This is a genomic window from Mammaliicoccus sp. RAM2 (assembly GCF_045897195.1).
Classification (GTDB): Bacteria; Bacillota; Bacilli; order Staphylococcales; family Staphylococcaceae; genus Mammaliicoccus; species Mammaliicoccus sciuri.
This window is the reverse complement of sequence record NZ_JBJNWI010000006.1, coordinates 13,529-30,955: the sequence shown is the minus strand read 5'-3', so window position 1 is coordinate 30,955 and position 17,427 is coordinate 13,529. Positions and strand designations below refer to the sequence as shown.

The following is a 17,427-nucleotide window of genomic DNA, read 5'->3' as shown; positions in this document are numbered from 1 at the left end:
TGATGTGAAATGTTTCGGATTATATAACGAAGTAGATTACACATCTATAACAATCAGTAAACGCTTACAATAAATGCAGGGAGGTTATTTGATTGCTTAGTAAACGACAGAGAAATATATTGTCTTATTTATCATCTGAGAACAACTTCGTCACGATTTCTGAATTGGCATCTTTATTTCAAGTGAGTGAACGTACGATTCAATATGATTTAGAATATATCGAATCCTTTAAAGACAAATTGAATATTGATGTTGAAAGAAATAAAAGTTTAGGCGTCAAATTATCACATAAAGAAAGCTACATGGCATCAAATGATGTTGAGTTAGATATTCATTATTCCAAGAATGAAAGAAAAGAACAGATTATTCTAAGATTATTTGAATCAACACATCCAATCAGTTCTCAAAGTTTAGCAGATTTGTTAAATGTATCACGACGAACGGTTGTAGATGATTTAAAAAGTGTTCAAGCTTGGTTAGAAATGTATGGCCTTATGCTTGAATATAAAAAGAACAAAGGTTTTGTAATTGAAGGTAATGAAAAGCAGCTTAGAGAAGCGTATGCGCATGTGGTGAATGAATACTTTAAGAAATCTACTGCACAAATTGGTATTGAAGTATTCTCGAAAGAAGAGCTTGAGAAAATACGACGAGCTGTGATTACGACCATTAATAATCAAGATTTTCAATTAGTTCAAGTTGGTATTGATGGATTAATATATCACATTATTATTGCCATTCATCGTGCCAAAGCAGAATTTGTATTTGAAATCCCTGATGAAGAGTATAAGCGGCTACGTAAGACAGAGGCATTTCAAATTGCCATTCAAATAACTGCCGAGTTAGAAAAGTTATTTGATATCGTATTTCCTAAAAGTGAAGCGGCATTTATAACTTTGCATTTATTAGGTGCACGTGTAAACAAGTATCATCAAGAACAATCACAACAAAATATTACGGAACTATCTAAATTATTTATTCAAAAGGTCAGTGCTCAAATAGGTGTTCCACTAATGCATGATCATAAATTGATAACAGGACTTGTCACACATTTACAACCGGCAATTCATCGTATGTCATTCAATATGCAACATGAAAACCCACTAAAGCAAGAGATATTAAGAGAATATTATGAAGTCGTTTTAGCGATTAAACAACAAGTTTGGATATTTGAAGAAACCTATCAAGTTAAATTCAACGAAGATGAAATTGCATATTTAGCACTTCATATTGCATCTTCAATAGAACGCATGACTAACGAGGAAACGACACATATTAAAGTCATCTTATTATGTGGTTCTGGCGTTGGGACATCACAATTGTTGAAAAGTCGAATAAAAAATATTTACCCAGAGTTAGAAATATTAGATGCCTTTTCAATATATGACATTTCAGAAAGCTTTTTGAAATCTCACGGTGTAGATTATATACTGTCGACCGTTCCAGTAGAGGGTTTTTCAGTGCCTACGATAGAAGTGTCACCATTCTTGAATAAAGATGATAGAAACAAGATCAATGAAATGATTAATGATTATAGAGAACGATATATATCCAGTTTCAAAACGGTCGGTCCGAGTTTAGAAGACGTCATTCCAGAAGAACATATCGAAACACACGTGAAAGCTGGAAGTAGAAATGAAGCCATCCAAAAGAGTGTTGAAATGCTGGTGAATTCAAAACATGTAAATGCTCAATATGGTACCGATATTATGAAGCATTTAGATAAATTTGGACCGTATATGGTCATTGGTCCGAATATTGCTTTACTGCATTCGAATTTTGAAAATGTAAATGTACCGGTCAGCATGTCTATTACACATTTCGAGGATGGTATAGACTTCGGACATGATAGATTTGATCCTGTAAAAGTTGTGATTACACTTGCGACGAGCCAACCACAAATACATTTGAATGCACTTGGTCAGTTGAGTCAAATCATTATGGATGAAGACGCAAGGGCAGAATTAATGAAAGGCGAAAAAGCAGTAATACGACAACTCATAAAAAAAGCAAGCCAAAGTGAGGAGAGTGTCTAAATTTGACCTTGATTATAAAAGAAGAACACATTCAAATTAAAGAAAAAGTATCCAATTGGGAAGAGAGTATTCAAATTGCAGCTCAGCCGTTATTGGAAGTGGGTTATTTTAATCAAGCTTATATCAATTCAATGATTCAAAGTGTGCATGATATGGGACCATACATTGTTATTGCGCCAGAGATTGCGATTGCACATGCAAGACCGAATGATGATGTTCATAAAGTAGGATTAAGCTTACTTAAATTAAATGAACATATTAATTTCTCGGATAATAGCCATTATGCATCGTTAATATTTGTCTTAAGCGCAATTGATAACGAAGCACATCTTGAAATTTTAAGGAAATTAGCAACTATTTTAAGCGACAAAGAAACAGTTCAATCATTGATTGACGCAAACAGTAAATCAGAAATTATCAATATATTTAAGGAGAATGATTAATATGAAAATTTTAGTAGTATGTGGACACGGTTTAGGAAGTAGTTTCATGGTAGAAATGAATGCACAAGAAGCTTTGAAGAATTTACAAGCACCATCTGATATAGAAGTAGAACACAGTGATATTATGACAGCTAGTCCAGATATGGCAGATATATTTATTTGTGGAAGAGACTTAGAAGAGAATGCGCAACGTTTAGGTGAAGTAGTCGTGTTAGATAACATTTTAGACAAAGAAGAATTACAAAACAAACTAGAAGAAAAATTAAAAGGATTGAACATATTATAAGCAAAGGGGAGACACCAACATGAATTCAATTTTAGGATTTTTTGTAGATGTATTTAGTCAACCAGCTATACTCGTAGCGCTTATCGCGTTAATCGGTTTAATTGTACAAAAGAAATCAGCAGCAGACATTACGTCAGGTACAATTAAAACGATACTCGGCTTCCTAGTCTTAAGTGCTGGGGCAGGCGTCGTAACAAATTCACTAGAACCATTTGGGAAAATGTTTCAAGAAGCATTTGGTGTTCAAGGCGTCGTGCCAAATAACGAAGCCATTATATCAATTGCGCTGAAAGATTATGGTACAACAGCAGCATTAATTATGATGTTCGGTATGCTAGTTAATATCTTTATAGCAAGATTTACAAACTTGAAATACATTTTCTTAACAGGGCATCATACATTTTACATGGCAGCGTTTCTAGCGATTCTTCTAACTGTTGGTAACATTACAGGTACGATGACAGTTGTCATGGGATCCATTATTTTAGGATTGATTATGGCTGTATTACCTGCACTTGGTCAATCTACAATGAAGAAAATTACAGGTTCTGATCAAGTAGCAATTGGTCACTTTGGAACAGTTAGTTATTGGGCAGCAGGAGAAGTTGGTAAATTATTTTCTGGGAAATCAAAATCAACAGAAGATATTAACTTCCCTAAAGGATTGAGTTTCTTAAGAGAAAGTACAATTAGTATCTCACTAACAATGATTGTTCTATATATCATAGCAGCTTTATTTGCAGGTCCAAGTTTCGTTCATTCTGAATTAAGTGATGGCACTAACTTTATTGTCTTCTCTGTTATTCAAGGCGTGACATTTGCTGCAGGTGTGTTTATCATTTTAACAGGTGTTAGACTGATCTTAGCTGAAATTGTACCAGCATTTAAAGGTATTTCTGAAAAGCTTGTACCAAATACGAAACCAGCATTAGACTGTCCTATCGTATTTCCTTATGCACAAAATGCAGTATTAATTGGATTCTTTGTAAGTTTCATTACAGGTGTCATCGGTATGTTTATTATGTTCTTAATTGGTGGCGTCGTTATATTACCTGGCGTTGTCCCACACTTCTTCTTAGGTGCAACAGCAGGTGTGTTCGGTAATGCAAGAGGTGGTATTAAAGGTGCAATAGCCGGTTCAGCATTAAATGGTATCTTAGTAACATTCTTACCATTATTACTATTACCATTCATGGGTGATTTAGGCGCAGCATCCACTACATTCTCAGACACAGACTTCTTAGCAGTCGGAATTGTAGTCGGTTATATCGCGAAATTCCTAGGAATCGCAGGTGTTATTGCAATCATTGTTATCATTGGAGCAGTTGCTGTATTATTACAACAACGTTCAAATAAAAAACTATCCGAAGAAAAGTAGAAAAAGGATTAGGATATATTAGGAAAAACTGAACTTATTAAATTAAGTTCAGTTTTTTCGTGTACTGGGAGTTAAAGAGGTGATAAACTCATGAGATTGTTAAAGATGTGAGTTAAAGGCGTAGTAAACTCACAAGATATCTCAATAATGAAATGAGCTATAAAGTTTATCAATCATCAGTATTCAAAGACAATCAAAAAGAGACCTAGTTTTGGTCTCTTTATATTTTATTTAGTTTATAATCCTAATATTGTTTCTATCAAATAATTTTTTGTCTTCATTTGATAGATTATAATCAGTGACAATAGTGTCAATATCATGTAATGATAAGCTTTTATGCAAGTATTTATTATTATATTTATCTTCAGTTACTAATAAAACTAAATGCTTAGAATTTTTTCTGAAAGCTTGTTTAATAAGCGCTTCTCCTTCGGTAGTTTCGCTAGCACCTTTGTTGAAATCGAATCCTCTGCATGAAACAAATGAAATATCAGCATTATAATTTAAAGCATCATTAAATGCTTTGGCACCATTAATAGTGTTCCTTTTTTTTACAACTGTTCCACCTATTATATTTATTTGTGCATCTGTGAATTCCGATAATAATGATGCTGTAAGTACACCATTAGTAATAATTTGTAAGCCTTCAAATTTAGATAACATTTTTACAAGATGTAAAGTAGTTGTACTTGAATCTAAAAATATTAGCATATCATCTTTAATAAGAGATTTAGCGGATTCGGCAAGTTTATGTTTATTATCCTGTTCATTAAAATTAATAATTTTCATTAAATAAGGTAAATCTATTTTTTGATTATCTATGATCATTGCGCCACCACGTGTTCTTCTTACGAGACCTTTTTTTTCTAAATCAATTAAGTCTCTCTTAACAGTAGCCTCACTATATTTAACTAATTCAATTAATTCTTGAATTCTTGCAAACTGAACAATTTTTAAATGATTTATTATAATTTGCTGACGTTCTTCAATAATTTTTAACATGAAATGCCCACCTTTTTTTGTGGTTATTTATATAATTTTGCTTTTCCAGTAGTATTTAACAGATTTAATTTATACTCTACTACTTCTTTTAATTTTTTATTAGCTATTGGGTAAATTTCATTAGGTTCATATAAATCTTTATTATTACTTAGTGTATTTCTCACTTCATTAAAAAAGGCACTTTTTAAATCAGAACTTAAATTAACTTTACCAACACCATACAGTATAGATTCTTTTACTTCTTCATCAGGATTGCCAGAACCTCCATGTAATACTATTGGAATAGACAATCGGTTATTGATTTCTTTTAATAACTCTATATTTAATTTAGGTTTTTTTCCTTTAGGGTACAGACCATGAGAAGTTCCTATTGCTACAGCTAAAGTGTCTATATTAGTTTCATTAACAAAGTATTCAGCTTGATCTGGGTCAGTGTATATTATTTCATCAGTACCACCTTCAGATGATCCGTTATTACCTATTGTACCTAACTCTGCTTCTACTGAAACATCAACATTATGTGCTAGTTCTACAATTTTTTTTGTTAATTCAATATTTTCCTCAAAAGGTTTTGTTGATGCATCAATCATAACAGAGGTATATCCATTTTTTATAGCTCTAGTAACATCATATAATGAGCCACCGTGATCTAAATGAATGACAACAGGAACTTTACTATTCAGTGCATATGCTCTCACTACAGATACGAAATTATCACCTAAATATTGAATTTCATCTGGATGAATTTCCAAAATGACTGGTGAATTTAACTCTTCTGCTTTTTCCATAATTGATTTAAGCATATCAAAACTACAAATATTAAATGCTGGAACTGCAAAATGTTGTTCATTTGCGACTTTTAGTAAGTTTTTCATATTATATAACATTATATCTCCACCTTATTTTTAATAATTTCTTTAGATTTCATTTCCTGTTCTAGCGAGACTCTTTTCTTTAAGAATCCAACAGATAACGCTGTTACAATAGTTCCGCTAATGATTGCAATTATATAAATAACTAAATGATTTATGACATTTGGAATAAATAATATCCAAATTCCACCGTGTGGAGCTAGAGATGTAACACCTGCGCCCATAGATATAGCAGCTGCAGTAGCAGATCCAATTATTAAGCTTGGTATTACTCTTAGTGGATCAGCCACTGCAAATGGAATGGCACCTTCTGTTATATATGATGCACCTAATATCCAACAAGATTTTCCAGATGTTTTTTCTTCATCAGTAAACTTATTTTTAAATAGCAAAGTAGCCAAGGCTAAACCTAATGGAGGAGTCATACCTGCAACCATACATGCTGCTATAGGGGCATTAACACCTGCAGACATCAAACCTATAGAAAATGTAGAAATAGATTTATTTATTGGACCACCCATATCTGCTGCCATCATTGCACCGATTAAAAGTCCAAATAAAATACCTGAAGATTTACCTAGATTATTTAACCAATTTGTTAATACCTCAAGTAACCAAGATATTGGTGTATTTATAAGAAAAATCATGGCTAATCCAACTATTAAAATTGATAATAAAGGGACAATGATTAATTGGTAAAGTGCAGAAATAGAAGCTGGAATTTTAATTTTATTAGCTAATGCGTTTGTAACATACCCAGCCATTAAACCACTAATCATTCCACCTAAAAAACCAGATCCATCGACGGTTGCTAATGTACCTGCAACTAACCCTGGTGCAAATCCTGCTCTACCGGCAATTGAAGATGCTATACCAGCAGACAAAGCAGGAACCATCAATTGAAAAGCTGTATCTCCTCCAATTTTTGAAAGTGCAGCAGCAAACTTATTATATGAATCTGATTCGGGATCAGCAGCATTTATACCAAAAGCAAAACTAATTGCTATTAAAATTCCTCCAGCTATTACGAATGGAAGCATGTAATTTACACCATTCATGAAATGGTTATATATACCAGACTTATTACTTCTGGAATTATTCTCATGTTTGGTTTCAACACTTATTAAGCCAATATTATTTTTGGCTTCATCAATAATATTGTTAGGGTCTTTTATTGCTTGTGCAGTAGATACTTTTTTGATTTTTCTACCATTAAATCTGCGTAAGTCGATTTCTTTATCGACAGCAATAATAATTAAATCTGCATTCTCAATATCTTCATTAGTTAAAATATTATCTGTCTTTGAACCTTGAGTTTCTATTTTTATGTTATGACCCATTTCTTTAGCAGCCTTGTTAAGTTTTTCAGCTGCCATATACGTATGAGCAATACCTGTAGGACATGCAGTAATACAAACGATATTCATAATATCCCTCCTATAAAGTTAAAATGTTTAATATTTCATCTGGATTATTAACTCTCTTAATATTTTCTCTGAAATTAGAATCCATTAATAACTTCGCTAATTCACTTAATAAATATAAATGAGAATCTTGTGCATTTTTAGGTAACGCAATAAGAAATACTATGTTAATTTTTGAGTTGTCTAGTGCAGTGTAATCTTGCAATTCAGACGTTTTTGCAAAAGTAATTAAAGGTTTTTTTATATATTTTGACTTTGTGTGAGGTATCCCGAAACCATCCTCAATTCCCGTTGAAATTAGTTTCTCTCTTTTGTACAAGTCTTTTAGAAATTTGTTTTTATTCTTTAAATAACCATTTTGATATAAGCTCTCTGAAAGTGAGGTAAAGAGTTCATCTTTAGTTTTAATATTTTTATCAAAAATAAATGTATTTTCATCAATAAGGTCTGTAATATTCAAAATAACACCTCCTCTTTATAAGTAAGCGCTTACTTATTGTGTTCAAGCATAGCAATTGTATTCAAACTGTTCAATACTTTGAACGTTTTATGTCATTTAGAACGAATATTGTTCAAATAATTAATAAATATGAACGAAATCAATCATATATAAATGTTGAATTTTAGAAAGAGTTCTAGAAATATAATTGTGTTATTTACAACTGTTAAAATAATATTTCAATTCTTCCTATTTCATACCATTTCTATAAGCATTAAATTGGCATGTTATTTTCTGATGGTGGTATAGTGTTATTTCATAAGGAGGAGTTATTGAAAATGAACAAAAAATATGAACCTTTATTTAAATCTTTAAAATTGCCGAATGGTGTGGAAGTTAAGAATAGATTTGTGCTTGCGCCATTAACACATATTTCATCAAATGAAGATGGTACGATTTCTGATATTGAAATTCCATATATAGAAAAGCGTTCTCAAGATGTTGGTATTTCTATTACTGCTGCGAGTTATGTTGAACCGCTTGGCCAAGCTTTTCCTGGACAGCCTTCTGTATCTAAAGAAGCGGATCTTGCTGGGCTTAGGAAACAAGCGGAAGTTATGAAGAAAAATGGTGCGAAAGCTTTAATTCAAATCCATCATGGTGGTGCGATGTCATTACCTGGATTAACGCCAACTGGTGAAGCAGCTGCTCCTAGTGAAGTTGAAGTGAAGGGCTTCGGACAACAAGAAACACATGTTGCGAGAGCATTAACTGTAGAAGAAATTGAACATACTATTGAATCTTTTGCTAACGCTACTAAAATAGCAATCGATGCTGGCTTTGACGGTGTTGAAATTCATGGTGCTAACCATTATTTAATTCATCAATTCTTCTCACCTTATTACAACAGAAGAGATGATGAATGGGGCGAACATCTGAAATATCCTTTAGCAGTTATTGATGCTGTGCTTAAAGTTGTACGTGAACATGCAACACCTGACTTTATCGTAGGCTATCGCTTCTCTCCTGAAGAAGTAGAATCTCCAGGTATTTCTATGGAATTAACAGAACAACTTGTTAAGACTTTATCTGAAAAACCACTTGATTACTTACATGTGTCATTAATGGATATTCATTCAACAACAAGAGAAGGTCAATATAAAGGTGAAGAACGTATTAAATTATTATTAGAATGGATAAATGGTCGCGTGCCATTAATAGGAATTGGTTCAATCTTTACTGCTGATGATGCATTATCAGCATTTGAAACGGGTGCACCACTCATTGCACTTGGTAGAGAATTATTACTTGATTACCAATTCGTATCAAAAATCGAACAAGGAAAAGAAGACGAAATCGTTTCTGTGTTCGATCCTGAAAGAGCAGATAAACATGATTTACCAGACCCATTATGGAAACAGTTTGTAGCAGGTTTCTACCCATTACCAAGAACTGATCAAGAAACTTCTCAAACTAAATAATCCATAATTTTATATATAGTTTTGTTGCTGAGGCATTTGGTTGCCTCAGCTTTTTTGTACTCTGAACATATATTTTTGGTGTGTTAAACTTGAAACAATAATTGAAAAAATCGAATGAGGTGTTCAATGTGAATCAAGATGGTCTTAAGAGACAAGTTGCTTATGAAGCGATTAACGATATACAAGATGGTATGACGATAGGAATTGGTACAGGTTCAACTATGCATTATGCAATAGAGAAGATAGGTGAGCGTGTTAAAGATGGTCTTCAAATTAAAGGTGTACCAACATCTGAAGATACTGCTGAGTTAGCGCGTATTCATCATATTCCGCTTACTGATTTTTCAGAAGTGACTCATTTAGATTTGGTTATAGATGGTGCTGATGAAGTTGATGAAAATCTTCAATTGATTAAAGGTGGTGGTGGTGCGCTATTACGTGAAAAAATTGTTGCGAATGCAACGGATAATTTTATTGTGATTATAGATGAAACGAAATACGTTAAGACGTTAGGTAAGTTTAAGTTGCCAGTAGAAGTTGTACCTTTTGGATGGGAAATAACAGCACGTGCAATAGAAAGTTTAGGTTGCCAAGCGACATTAAGAATGAAAGATTCGAATGTATATACGACAGACAACGATCATTACATATTAGATTGTGAGTTTGGAGAGATTCATAATCCAGAACAATTAAATCAAGATTTAATATCTATTATAGGCGTTGTAGAGACCGGATTATTTATCAATATGACGAAAAAAGTATTCATGAGTCGTTCTGAAACGCAAAGTGTTGATATAATCGAGAATTAATAATGAGTTCATAGAAGTTAATAAACAGTTAATGGTTTATTGATGTCATAGGGCATAAACTTAACATATCAACTAAAGAGGAGATGTGTTAAATGAACTTAACTAAAACAACATTTGGAGCATTTGCATTAACAACAACAATATTATTAGGTGCATGTGGTAATAATGATATGCATAAAGATGATAAGATGGATACGAAAACTGAAATGAAAGATAAAGACATGAGTAAAGAAAACATGAAAGACAGTGACATGAAAGACATGGAGATGTCTGGTATGTTTGAATCTATGAATGGTGAAAAAGTAGAAGGTAAAGCAATGATTAAAGATGGTAAATTAATGCTATCAGATTTCAAATCATCAAAAGGACCTGACTTACATGTTTATTTAACTAAAGATGGCGATGTTAAAAACGGTATGAAAATTGATAAAGTAGACTACGATAAGATGGAACAAACATTTGATTTAAAAGACATGGACACGTCTAAATATAATGAAGTGACAATTTATTGTGATAAAGCACATGTTGAATTTGGTAGTGCTAAATTAAAATAAATACGTTTCCCTTAAACTTTATAGAAGGAGAAAGCATGTCATGACAAAGATATGTACATTCATATGTTTAATCATACGCGTTTATAGTGGCTATTTAATCTATATGCAAGGTTATGAAAAATTAACTGGTGGTTTCAGTTTACAAGGATTAACGCAAGTAATCGCTCAGAATCAAGATTCTCCAATGTGGTACAAGTGGTTCTTTGAGCATATTATTGCACCTTATACGACTTTTTGGGAATGGGTTATTCCTTTAGGTGAAATATTTTTAGGATTAGCTTTAATTATCGGATTTCTGGAGTATTACGCAGCACTTTTTGGTATATTTATAATGATAAATTATATTTTAGCAGATATGATTTTTACGTATCCACTGCAACTTGTTGGTTTTATATTAATTGTATTAAATATCAGAAGTTTACGTAAATTATCAGTAGCTGCTATTGTTAAGAAGTTTATGAAGAAGGAAGCGGGATAGAGATTATGGCGCATATATTAATTGTAGATGACGAACAAGATATTCTAGATATTTGTAAGACTTACTTTGAATATGAAGGGCATCAAGTTGTGACAGCATCTGATGGACAACAAGCCATTCATCAGTTGAATGACACAATTGATTTAATGATATTAGATATTATGATGCCTGAAAAAAACGGTTATGATGTCGTAAAAGAAATGAAAACACAAGAACTAGACATCCCGTTTATCTATTTAACAGCTAAGACGCAAGAACACGATACGCTTTATGCATTGACGTTAGGTGCAGACGATTATATAAAGAAACCATTCAGCCCACGTGAACTCGTGCTAAGAGCGCATAACTTATTAAATCGTACACAAAAGTATCATAAACAAGATTACTTAACATTCGGATCTTTACAATTATGTAAACAAGAAAAAATCATTAAAGTAAATGATCAAGAAGTATCATTAAGAGTAAAAGAATTTGATTTACTTTGGTATTTAGCAGATCACGAGAAAATGGTTATTTCTAAATCAGAACTACTCGAAAAAGTATGGGGATACGACTATTACGAAGATGCCAACACAGTAAATGTACATATACGTCGTATAAGAGAAAAGTTAGAACAACATCAATATGATGAATATGTTATTAAAACCGTTTGGGGATTAGGTTATAAATTTGAAAGGGCGAAATAAATGCTTACAATTCGAACACAAATTATCACTGCATTTATCAGTAGCATTGTATTAACGACAATTATTCTAGCAATTGCATATAAATGGATGTGGTTTGATGCACATACAACATTACTTTTGACGATTAGCGCGATCATTTCAAGTTGTTTAACGACAGTTATTTGTATGTTGTTTATTAATCCATTAGTTAAACGGATTAGACTGTTGAATAAGCAAACAAAATTAATAGCCAATAGACAATATAGTGAAACAGCTATAAAAATAGATAGTCCGAAAGAAATGAAAGAATTAAGTGATGCCTTTAATACTATGGCTCGTAATATTGAAGCGCAAATACAACAAGTTCAATATGAACAACAAGAAAAAATTGAAATGGTACAAAACTTAACACACGACTTAAAGACACCATTATCGAGTATTACGTCCTATGCAGAAGGTTTAAAAGAGGGGATTATCAGTCAATCAGATGAACAACAAAAAGCTTACAGTGTCTTAATTAAACAATCTCAAAGAATTACAATGATGTTTGATGAGCTGACTAGTGTGATGGAAATTAGTCATGATCACAAACATAATTATCCATTAGAAACGATTTATTTAGATAAACTATTTGTGACGCTTTTACAATCTTATGAACAACAAATAGTTAGTGAAAATCGCACGATAGACGTTAATTTATGTGAAGATATTACTTACTTCAAACAATATAAAGTACCATTAGAACGTATACTTATGAATATTTTAGATAATGCATTTAAATATACGCAACTTGGCTCGAGGATTGAAATTAAAATCACGAAAGAAGACAGCAATATATGCATTGCCGTTTCTGATGATGGTCCAGGCATCGCCGAGCAACATTTACATCGTATATTTGACCGAACTTATCGCATCGAAGCTTCTAGAAACAAAGATACAGGTGGATCAGGTTTAGGTTTATATATTGCTAAGAATCTGGTCGAACAAATGGATGGTCAGCTAAAGGTAGAAAGTAAAGAGGACGTCGGTACAACATTTTATTTAACAGTACCTATGAAATAACTTAAATAAGAACCCCTAATTCAGAATGATGAATTGGGGGTTCTTATTTGAATTTATGATGTCACTTCACCTAATAAATGAAGCCATTTCTTAATAATTTCACTTTGTGCATATTTTTGTGATTCTGTCATACAGTTGTCTCGGAATGTTTTTTGAAGGTCAGGATTACTTAAATAAGACTTAACGGTTTCATAAAGTTTGTCCTCATCATTTCTAGGAACAAGGTAACCATTTTTACCATTAACTATCAGTTCGCTAGGTCCATAGGGAATGTCATAACTGATTGCAGGTAACCCATTTGATAAAGATTCTAGTAATGCCAATGAGAATCCTTCCATATTACTTGTAATCATACTCGCATGAAAATGATGCATTTCATTAGTAATGTTAGTGATAAACCCACGGAATTTAATATAATTTTCTAAATTTAATGAATCAGTTAATTCTTTTAGCTTTTTCAATTCGCCACCAAATCCAAATAAATGCAGTTCAATTTCGTCGAAATCGTCTTTCAGTTTATTGACGAGTCGAATTTGATGATCAAGTTGTTTCTCAGGTGCATATCTTGCAATGGACATTAGTTTCAGAGGACCATCAGGCACAACAGGTGTAAAATTTGGCTCTCTTTGTTGAGCATATCCAACTGGAATATTAAAGACAGGTATTTTCGATTGAATACGTTTCTCTACATCTTTCTTTTGTTGAGCAGTTGATACTAAAATACCAGAAAAACGGTCTAAGTTATTAAAGACACAGTTATAAATATTTTTAATATCTGAACCTTCAATATCATTGTTGTTTTTCACATGTGTACTATGTAATACAGAAATAACCGGCACTTTTTTGTCTGTGATTAAAAATGGTGGAGAAGTGATGGCTGTCTTATCACTAAAGAACAAGTCACCGTCTTTGTATAACTGTTCATAGAAGAATGCTGTTAGTTCATTTGTATTATCAAATGTATAATCTTTAGCGTTATAATCAAAGAGCATTATTCGAGTGACAACTTCTTTTTCTTGATAAGGATCAAAGTAAATTTCGAGTTTTACTTTACCGCTCGGTGTTAAATATGTATCACATACAGGCATTTCTTTAGTACGCATATATCTAACACGACTTAAGAAACCTCTAGAATCGTAATATTCTCGTTTCATTTTTACATTTCTCGTATCAAAGTAGTTCACATAGTCTAATAATTTATAGTCCGAATCACGGAAACTTGCATATATAATTCTTATACCATTTTGATAGACCCTTAAATCATTTGAATTAGGTACATATTTAATCTCATAATTAAGCTCATCTTCCCAAAATGTTATCCAGTCTCTAACAGTATTAATTTGAACGTTAATCGATTCCTGGAAGAAATCATACATTGAAAAGACTTGTTTACTTACGCCGAATGTATGGGAATTTTTATGTAAACTTGAATTCCAAGCTAACGTGATAATTTTAGCTTCCAAGTTGAAATCATTAAATAATTTTAGCCTGTTCATGACAGACTTTTCAATACCTGTTATTTTATGATTGATATTATTTACAATAAAATAGTTCACTTTGAAATCACCTGCAAAATAAAATTTTATATACATATAATATACGTCATTTTCCTTGGTAATGTTAGTATAGTTTGTTAAAAATTTACAAACAGTTTGTTTTAAAAGAAGCTATAGATCGCTATTTCTTCAAAATTTTTGTTATAATAAATGAAATACATTTATTTATAAAAATGATCTGTTAATTTATTGAAATGAGGATAAATAAATGAGTACGAAACAAATATTCGAAGATAATGAGTCGATTTTTCAAAATCAATCGAAGTATGTGACCTTGAAGTCATGTTTGCTCATTATAATATGTATGGGTACATATACATCGATTGCGTTAGCTAGCAATTGGTTCATTGTATTAATAGGATGTTTATTATTTAGCCTATTATTTTATTTAATACATAGATTCCAATTACAACTCATTAAATTGGAACCTTTAAAGAAAACAGACATCATTTATACCATTAGTACATTAGGTATCGCACTTATCATGTATTGGTCTGTATCAGCAATAATAGGACAACCACAAAATCAAATGGAGGTATATAAAGATTTAAACACATTACCTCTATACATCTCTATTATTATATTTGTGATACTAGGACCATTATTCGAAGAACTTATATTTCGAGGTTTCATTCTAAAAGGGGTGTTTAAAGGACATCTATTAATAGGATATATCGTATCTAGCGTACTATTTGGATTGTTACATGGACCAACAAGTATAGGTGAGTTTATCATTTACTTTGGATTAGGATTATTATTTGGTGCACTTTATTTAAAGACCAACCGATTAGAAGTAGCCATAGTAGCGCATGGATTAAATAATTTCATACATATTCTTATATATTTGGTGTTTTTTAATTAGATATCGTGCGCTAGTGCACAAAATAAGGGTGTATCGCACGAAGACTGAGAGATATCGTGCGCTAAGGTACAAAATAAGGGTGTATCGCACGAAGACTGAGAGATATCGTGCGCTAAGGTACAAAATAAGGGTGTATCGCACGAAGACTGAGAGATATTGTGCGCTAAGGTACAAAATAAGGGTGTATCGCACGAAGACTGAGAGATATCGTGCGCTAAGGCACAAAATAGGGGTGTATCGCACGAAGACTGAGAGATATCGTGCGCTCCTCATTTTATACAGAAAATAAAGCTGGAGACATCTGTTGTTAAAGATGTCTCCAGCTTTTTCTATATGATTAAATTTACTGTACGGTTTCGGTCATTTTAGATGTTAAATCTAATATGGATGTTTGATTGAGTGTATCAATAATTTGTTGATCCACTTGTGTGTAAACATCATCTAATGCAGACTGTATATTTTGACCGATGATACAATCTGGATTTGTGTCTTGGTGAATTTTAGCGAAATGCTCTTCATCTTGAATAAGTTTATAAACTTCGCCTAATAAGATTTGCTCTGCTGATTGAGCGAGTCGATAGCCAGATTTACCTTGTTGGCTTTCGATTAAGTTACCATTTCTTAAATATTTACATATTTTTCTTACAAGTGTAGGGTTACTATTAATGCTACCTGCTATAAATTTACTGGATATAGGTTCTTTATTAACAGATAATAATGATAATATATGAATTGCTACTGATATTTGTGTATTCACGCTTTTCACCTCTTAGATTCCTTATTTATTATAACTTTGAGAGATGAGAATTGCGATAGTAAATGCGAATTATTTTGATAATACTGAAATTCTTTCTTGGATATGCTTGCCTTCAGTTGCTTCATCTACTAATGCAATGGCGTAATCAGCATAGCTTATTTTACTTTCACCTTTATTGTTTAAAGTGAAGACTTCCCCTGCTAAAATATATTCTCCAGTTCTTTCACCATCAGCTATGAATTCTGCTGCAGGACTTATAAATGTCCAGCGTACGTCATCTCTTTTACGAAGGTCTACAAGTGCTTTACCTTGTGCTTTGGCAAGTGGTTTAAATACTTCTGGAAAATCAGGTGTATCGAATAGTTGATTTTCTAATTGATCATCAACGTATAAACTACCAGCGCCTCCGATAATGATTAATCGTGTGTTTGTGTTTGATAAAATATCACTTAAATGTTGAATAGAGTCTTGGTGTAAATGAAGTTTATCTTCTCTAATTTCACCGAAAGCATCTACAACAACATCGAATTGTGTTAAGTCTTCAGTTGTTAAATCAAAAATATCTTTAATAATAGATTGTGTTGCCACTGTTTTATTTTCGTTACGAACGATGGCTGTTACATCTAATCCTCTGTTAATTGCTTCTTCTGTAATGAGTTTACCTGCTTTACCGTTTGCTGCTATAACACCTATTTTCATTTTACATAACCTCTTTCTTGTATTTATTTTAGATACAAGTTGAGTATAATATGTATATCTGGTTTTGTCAAAGGTTTTGTGTATAAAAAAACTGCTATGTGGAAATCCACATAGCAGATGTTTATTTATATCTTACCACCAGTTGTTAGCTTGACGGAAAGCAATTGCAGCTTCGATTGAACCGTAACGTTCTTTAGCATAGTTGATCATGCCTTTAGTTTGTTCAGCGACACTACCTGTACCCCAAGATTCTTTAGTTTGACCAAGACCTCTGTAGCCGAGTTCATTTACGGCATTTGGGTTACCACTAGATTCAGGCATTACGATGTTATCCCATAATGCTTTTGTACCGCCAGCAGCGATAAACTCTTTATATACTTCACTTGTATTAGATGAATCAGTTGATTCTGTAGTTTGAGTTGCTTGAGTCGGTTGAGCGACTTGTGTAGTTGTATAGTTATAGTTTGTATTTTGATTAGAGTAGTTTGTATATTCACTTGCATCTGCTTGAGCGCCAAATCCTGAAGCAATAATCCCTGCTGCAGCTGTTGTTGCAAATAATAATTTCTTCATAAATAAATTTCCTCCATGAGCTATTTAAAGCGTTTATATATTTTGTATCTT

At 32.4% G+C, this 17,427-nt stretch carries 19 protein-coding genes; 11 read left to right on the top strand and 8 right to left on the bottom strand.

The window, feature by feature from the left end; all coding sequences use genetic code 11:
• Window positions 1-92: 92 nt before the first annotated feature.
• Genes ACJTHF_RS09875 through ACJTHF_RS09860 form a run of 4 tightly spaced genes read left to right on the top strand, consistent with a single transcriptional unit; the run spans window position 93 to window position 4,143 of the window.
• Window positions 93-2,036 (top strand): BglG family transcription antiterminator, encoded by a 1,944-nt coding sequence (locus ACJTHF_RS09875; RefSeq protein ID WP_232156763.1) that lies wholly within the window; start codon window positions 93-95, stop codon window positions 2,034-2,036.
• 2 nt (window positions 2,037-2,038) lie between these two features.
• On the top strand, window positions 2,039-2,479 hold the full coding sequence (locus ACJTHF_RS09870; protein ID WP_048541650.1) for a PTS sugar transporter subunit IIA: 441 nt from the start codon (window positions 2,039-2,041) through the stop codon (window positions 2,477-2,479).
• A gap of 1 nt (window position 2,480) precedes the next feature.
• Complete coding sequence (locus ACJTHF_RS09865; RefSeq protein WP_025906341.1) at window positions 2,481-2,765, top strand: PTS sugar transporter subunit IIB; 285 nt, start codon at window positions 2,481-2,483, stop codon at window positions 2,763-2,765.
• A 19-nt stretch (window positions 2,766-2,784) separates the two neighbouring features.
• Window positions 2,785-4,143: a PTS ascorbate transporter subunit IIC gene (locus tag ACJTHF_RS09860; RefSeq protein WP_058591789.1), complete on the top strand. Its 1,359-nt coding sequence runs from the start codon at window positions 2,785-2,787 to the stop codon at window positions 4,141-4,143.
• 231 nt (window positions 4,144-4,374) lie between these two features.
• Here the strand turns inward: ACJTHF_RS09860 and ACJTHF_RS09855 are convergent, their stop codons facing one another.
• The 4 genes from ACJTHF_RS09855 to ACJTHF_RS09840 are packed head-to-tail and all read right to left on the bottom strand — an operon-like array spanning window position 4,375 to window position 7,901.
• Window positions 4,375-5,145, bottom strand: coding sequence for a DeoR/GlpR family DNA-binding transcription regulator (locus tag ACJTHF_RS09855; RefSeq protein ID WP_078355073.1), 771 nt, complete (start codon window positions 5,143-5,145; stop codon window positions 4,375-4,377).
• A gap of 23 nt (window positions 5,146-5,168) precedes the next feature.
• The gene (locus tag ACJTHF_RS09850; protein WP_078355074.1) at window positions 5,169-6,032 is read right to left on the bottom strand and encodes a ketose-bisphosphate aldolase; all 864 of its coding nucleotides are present in this window, start codon (window positions 6,030-6,032) and stop codon (window positions 5,169-5,171) included.
• Window positions 6,032-7,444 (bottom strand): PTS fructose transporter subunit IIC, encoded by a 1,413-nt coding sequence (locus ACJTHF_RS09845; RefSeq protein ID WP_078355075.1) that lies wholly within the window; start codon window positions 7,442-7,444, stop codon window positions 6,032-6,034. Before ACJTHF_RS09845 ends, ACJTHF_RS09850 begins: the two co-directional genes overlap by 1 nt.
• 10 nt (window positions 7,445-7,454) lie before the next feature.
• Window positions 7,455-7,901, bottom strand: a complete 447-nt coding sequence (locus ACJTHF_RS09840; protein ID WP_078355076.1) for a PTS sugar transporter subunit IIA — start codon at window positions 7,899-7,901, stop codon at window positions 7,455-7,457.
• Window positions 7,902-8,218: 317 nt separating this feature from the next.
• Between ACJTHF_RS09840 and ACJTHF_RS09835 the strand changes: the two genes are divergently transcribed.
• From ACJTHF_RS09835 to ACJTHF_RS09810, 6 genes are all read left to right on the top strand, one after another.
• On the top strand, window positions 8,219-9,361 hold the full coding sequence (locus ACJTHF_RS09835) for an NADH-dependent flavin oxidoreductase (RefSeq protein ID WP_078355077.1): 1,143 nt from the start codon (window positions 8,219-8,221) through the stop codon (window positions 9,359-9,361).
• A gap of 128 nt (window positions 9,362-9,489) precedes the next feature.
• Window positions 9,490-10,170 (top strand): ribose-5-phosphate isomerase RpiA, encoded by a 681-nt coding sequence (gene rpiA, locus ACJTHF_RS09830; protein ID WP_078355078.1) that lies wholly within the window; start codon window positions 9,490-9,492, stop codon window positions 10,168-10,170.
• Window positions 10,171-10,262: 92 nt separating this feature from the next.
• Window positions 10,263-10,724, top strand: coding sequence for a DM13 domain-containing protein (locus ACJTHF_RS09825; protein ID WP_049319566.1), 462 nt, complete (start codon window positions 10,263-10,265; stop codon window positions 10,722-10,724).
• A gap of 40 nt (window positions 10,725-10,764) precedes the next feature.
• Entirely contained in the window at window positions 10,765-11,202 is a 438-nt protein-coding gene (locus ACJTHF_RS09820; RefSeq protein ID WP_078355079.1) for a DoxX family protein, read from the top strand.
• A 5-nt stretch (window positions 11,203-11,207) separates the two neighbouring features.
• Window positions 11,208-11,888, top strand: a complete 681-nt coding sequence (locus ACJTHF_RS09815; protein ID WP_058591792.1) for a response regulator transcription factor — start codon at window positions 11,208-11,210, stop codon at window positions 11,886-11,888.
• The gene (locus ACJTHF_RS09810; protein ID WP_119650342.1) at window positions 11,889-12,929 is read left to right on the top strand and encodes a sensor histidine kinase; all 1,041 of its coding nucleotides are present in this window, start codon (window positions 11,889-11,891) and stop codon (window positions 12,927-12,929) included. It begins immediately after the preceding gene.
• A 53-nt stretch (window positions 12,930-12,982) separates the two neighbouring features.
• On the opposite strand, the gene ACJTHF_RS09805 is transcribed toward ACJTHF_RS09810, so the two are convergent.
• On the bottom strand, window positions 12,983-14,485 hold the full coding sequence (locus tag ACJTHF_RS09805) for a glycosyltransferase (RefSeq protein ID WP_119650343.1): 1,503 nt from the start codon (window positions 14,483-14,485) through the stop codon (window positions 12,983-12,985).
• A gap of 208 nt (window positions 14,486-14,693) precedes the next feature.
• Here ACJTHF_RS09805 and ACJTHF_RS09800 point away from each other — a divergent pair, with 208 nt between their 5' ends.
• Complete coding sequence (locus tag ACJTHF_RS09800) at window positions 14,694-15,347, top strand: CPBP family intramembrane glutamic endopeptidase (RefSeq protein WP_217843929.1); 654 nt, start codon at window positions 14,694-14,696, stop codon at window positions 15,345-15,347.
• Between the two features lie 343 nt (window positions 15,348-15,690).
• Here ACJTHF_RS09800 and ACJTHF_RS09795 read toward each other — a convergent pair whose 3' ends face one another.
• The 3 genes from ACJTHF_RS09795 to ACJTHF_RS09785 all read right to left on the bottom strand — a co-directional run bounded on the left by ACJTHF_RS09795 (window position 15,691) and on the right by ACJTHF_RS09785 (window position 17,376).
• Window positions 15,691-16,104, bottom strand: coding sequence for an Rrf2 family transcriptional regulator (locus tag ACJTHF_RS09795; RefSeq protein WP_058591796.1), 414 nt, complete (start codon window positions 16,102-16,104; stop codon window positions 15,691-15,693).
• Between the two features lie 69 nt (window positions 16,105-16,173).
• A complete protein-coding gene (locus ACJTHF_RS09790; protein ID WP_058591797.1) occupies window positions 16,174-16,803 on the bottom strand; it encodes an NAD(P)-dependent oxidoreductase in 630 nt (209 codons plus the stop codon).
• Window positions 16,804-16,935: 132 nt separating this feature from the next.
• Entirely contained in the window at window positions 16,936-17,376 is a 441-nt protein-coding gene (locus ACJTHF_RS09785) for a hypothetical protein (RefSeq protein WP_048541671.1), read from the bottom strand.
• Window positions 17,377-17,427 lie beyond the last annotated feature (51 nt).

Coding starts and splice junctions, on each gene's coding strand:
- ACJTHF_RS09835 (WP_078355077.1), top strand. CDS start 8,219: ATGAACAAAAAATATGAACCTTTATTTAAATCTTTAAAATTGCCGAAT.
- ACJTHF_RS09865 (WP_025906341.1), top strand. CDS start 2,481: ATGAAAATTTTAGTAGTATGTGGACACGGTTTAGGAAGTAGTTTCATG.
- ACJTHF_RS09820 (WP_078355079.1), top strand. CDS start 10,765: ATGACAAAGATATGTACATTCATATGTTTAATCATACGCGTTTATAGT.
- ACJTHF_RS09810 (WP_119650342.1), top strand. CDS start 11,889: ATGCTTACAATTCGAACACAAATTATCACTGCATTTATCAGTAGCATT.
- ACJTHF_RS09790 (WP_058591797.1), bottom strand. CDS start 16,803: ATGAAAATAGGTGTTATAGCAGCAAACGGTAAAGCAGGTAAACTCATT.
- ACJTHF_RS09855 (WP_078355073.1), bottom strand. CDS start 5,145: ATGTTAAAAATTATTGAAGAACGTCAGCAAATTATAATAAATCATTTA.
- ACJTHF_RS09825 (WP_049319566.1), top strand. CDS start 10,263: ATGAACTTAACTAAAACAACATTTGGAGCATTTGCATTAACAACAACA.
- ACJTHF_RS09845 (WP_078355075.1), bottom strand. CDS start 7,444: ATGAATATCGTTTGTATTACTGCATGTCCTACAGGTATTGCTCATACG.
- ACJTHF_RS09850 (WP_078355074.1), bottom strand. CDS start 6,032: ATGTTATATAATATGAAAAACTTACTAAAAGTCGCAAATGAACAACAT.
- ACJTHF_RS09815 (WP_058591792.1), top strand. CDS start 11,208: ATGGCGCATATATTAATTGTAGATGACGAACAAGATATTCTAGATATT.
- ACJTHF_RS09800 (WP_217843929.1), top strand. CDS start 14,694: ATGAGTACGAAACAAATATTCGAAGATAATGAGTCGATTTTTCAAAAT.
- ACJTHF_RS09860 (WP_058591789.1), top strand. CDS start 2,785: ATGAATTCAATTTTAGGATTTTTTGTAGATGTATTTAGTCAACCAGCT.
- ACJTHF_RS09785 (WP_048541671.1), bottom strand. CDS start 17,376: ATGAAGAAATTATTATTTGCAACAACAGCTGCAGCAGGGATTATTGCT.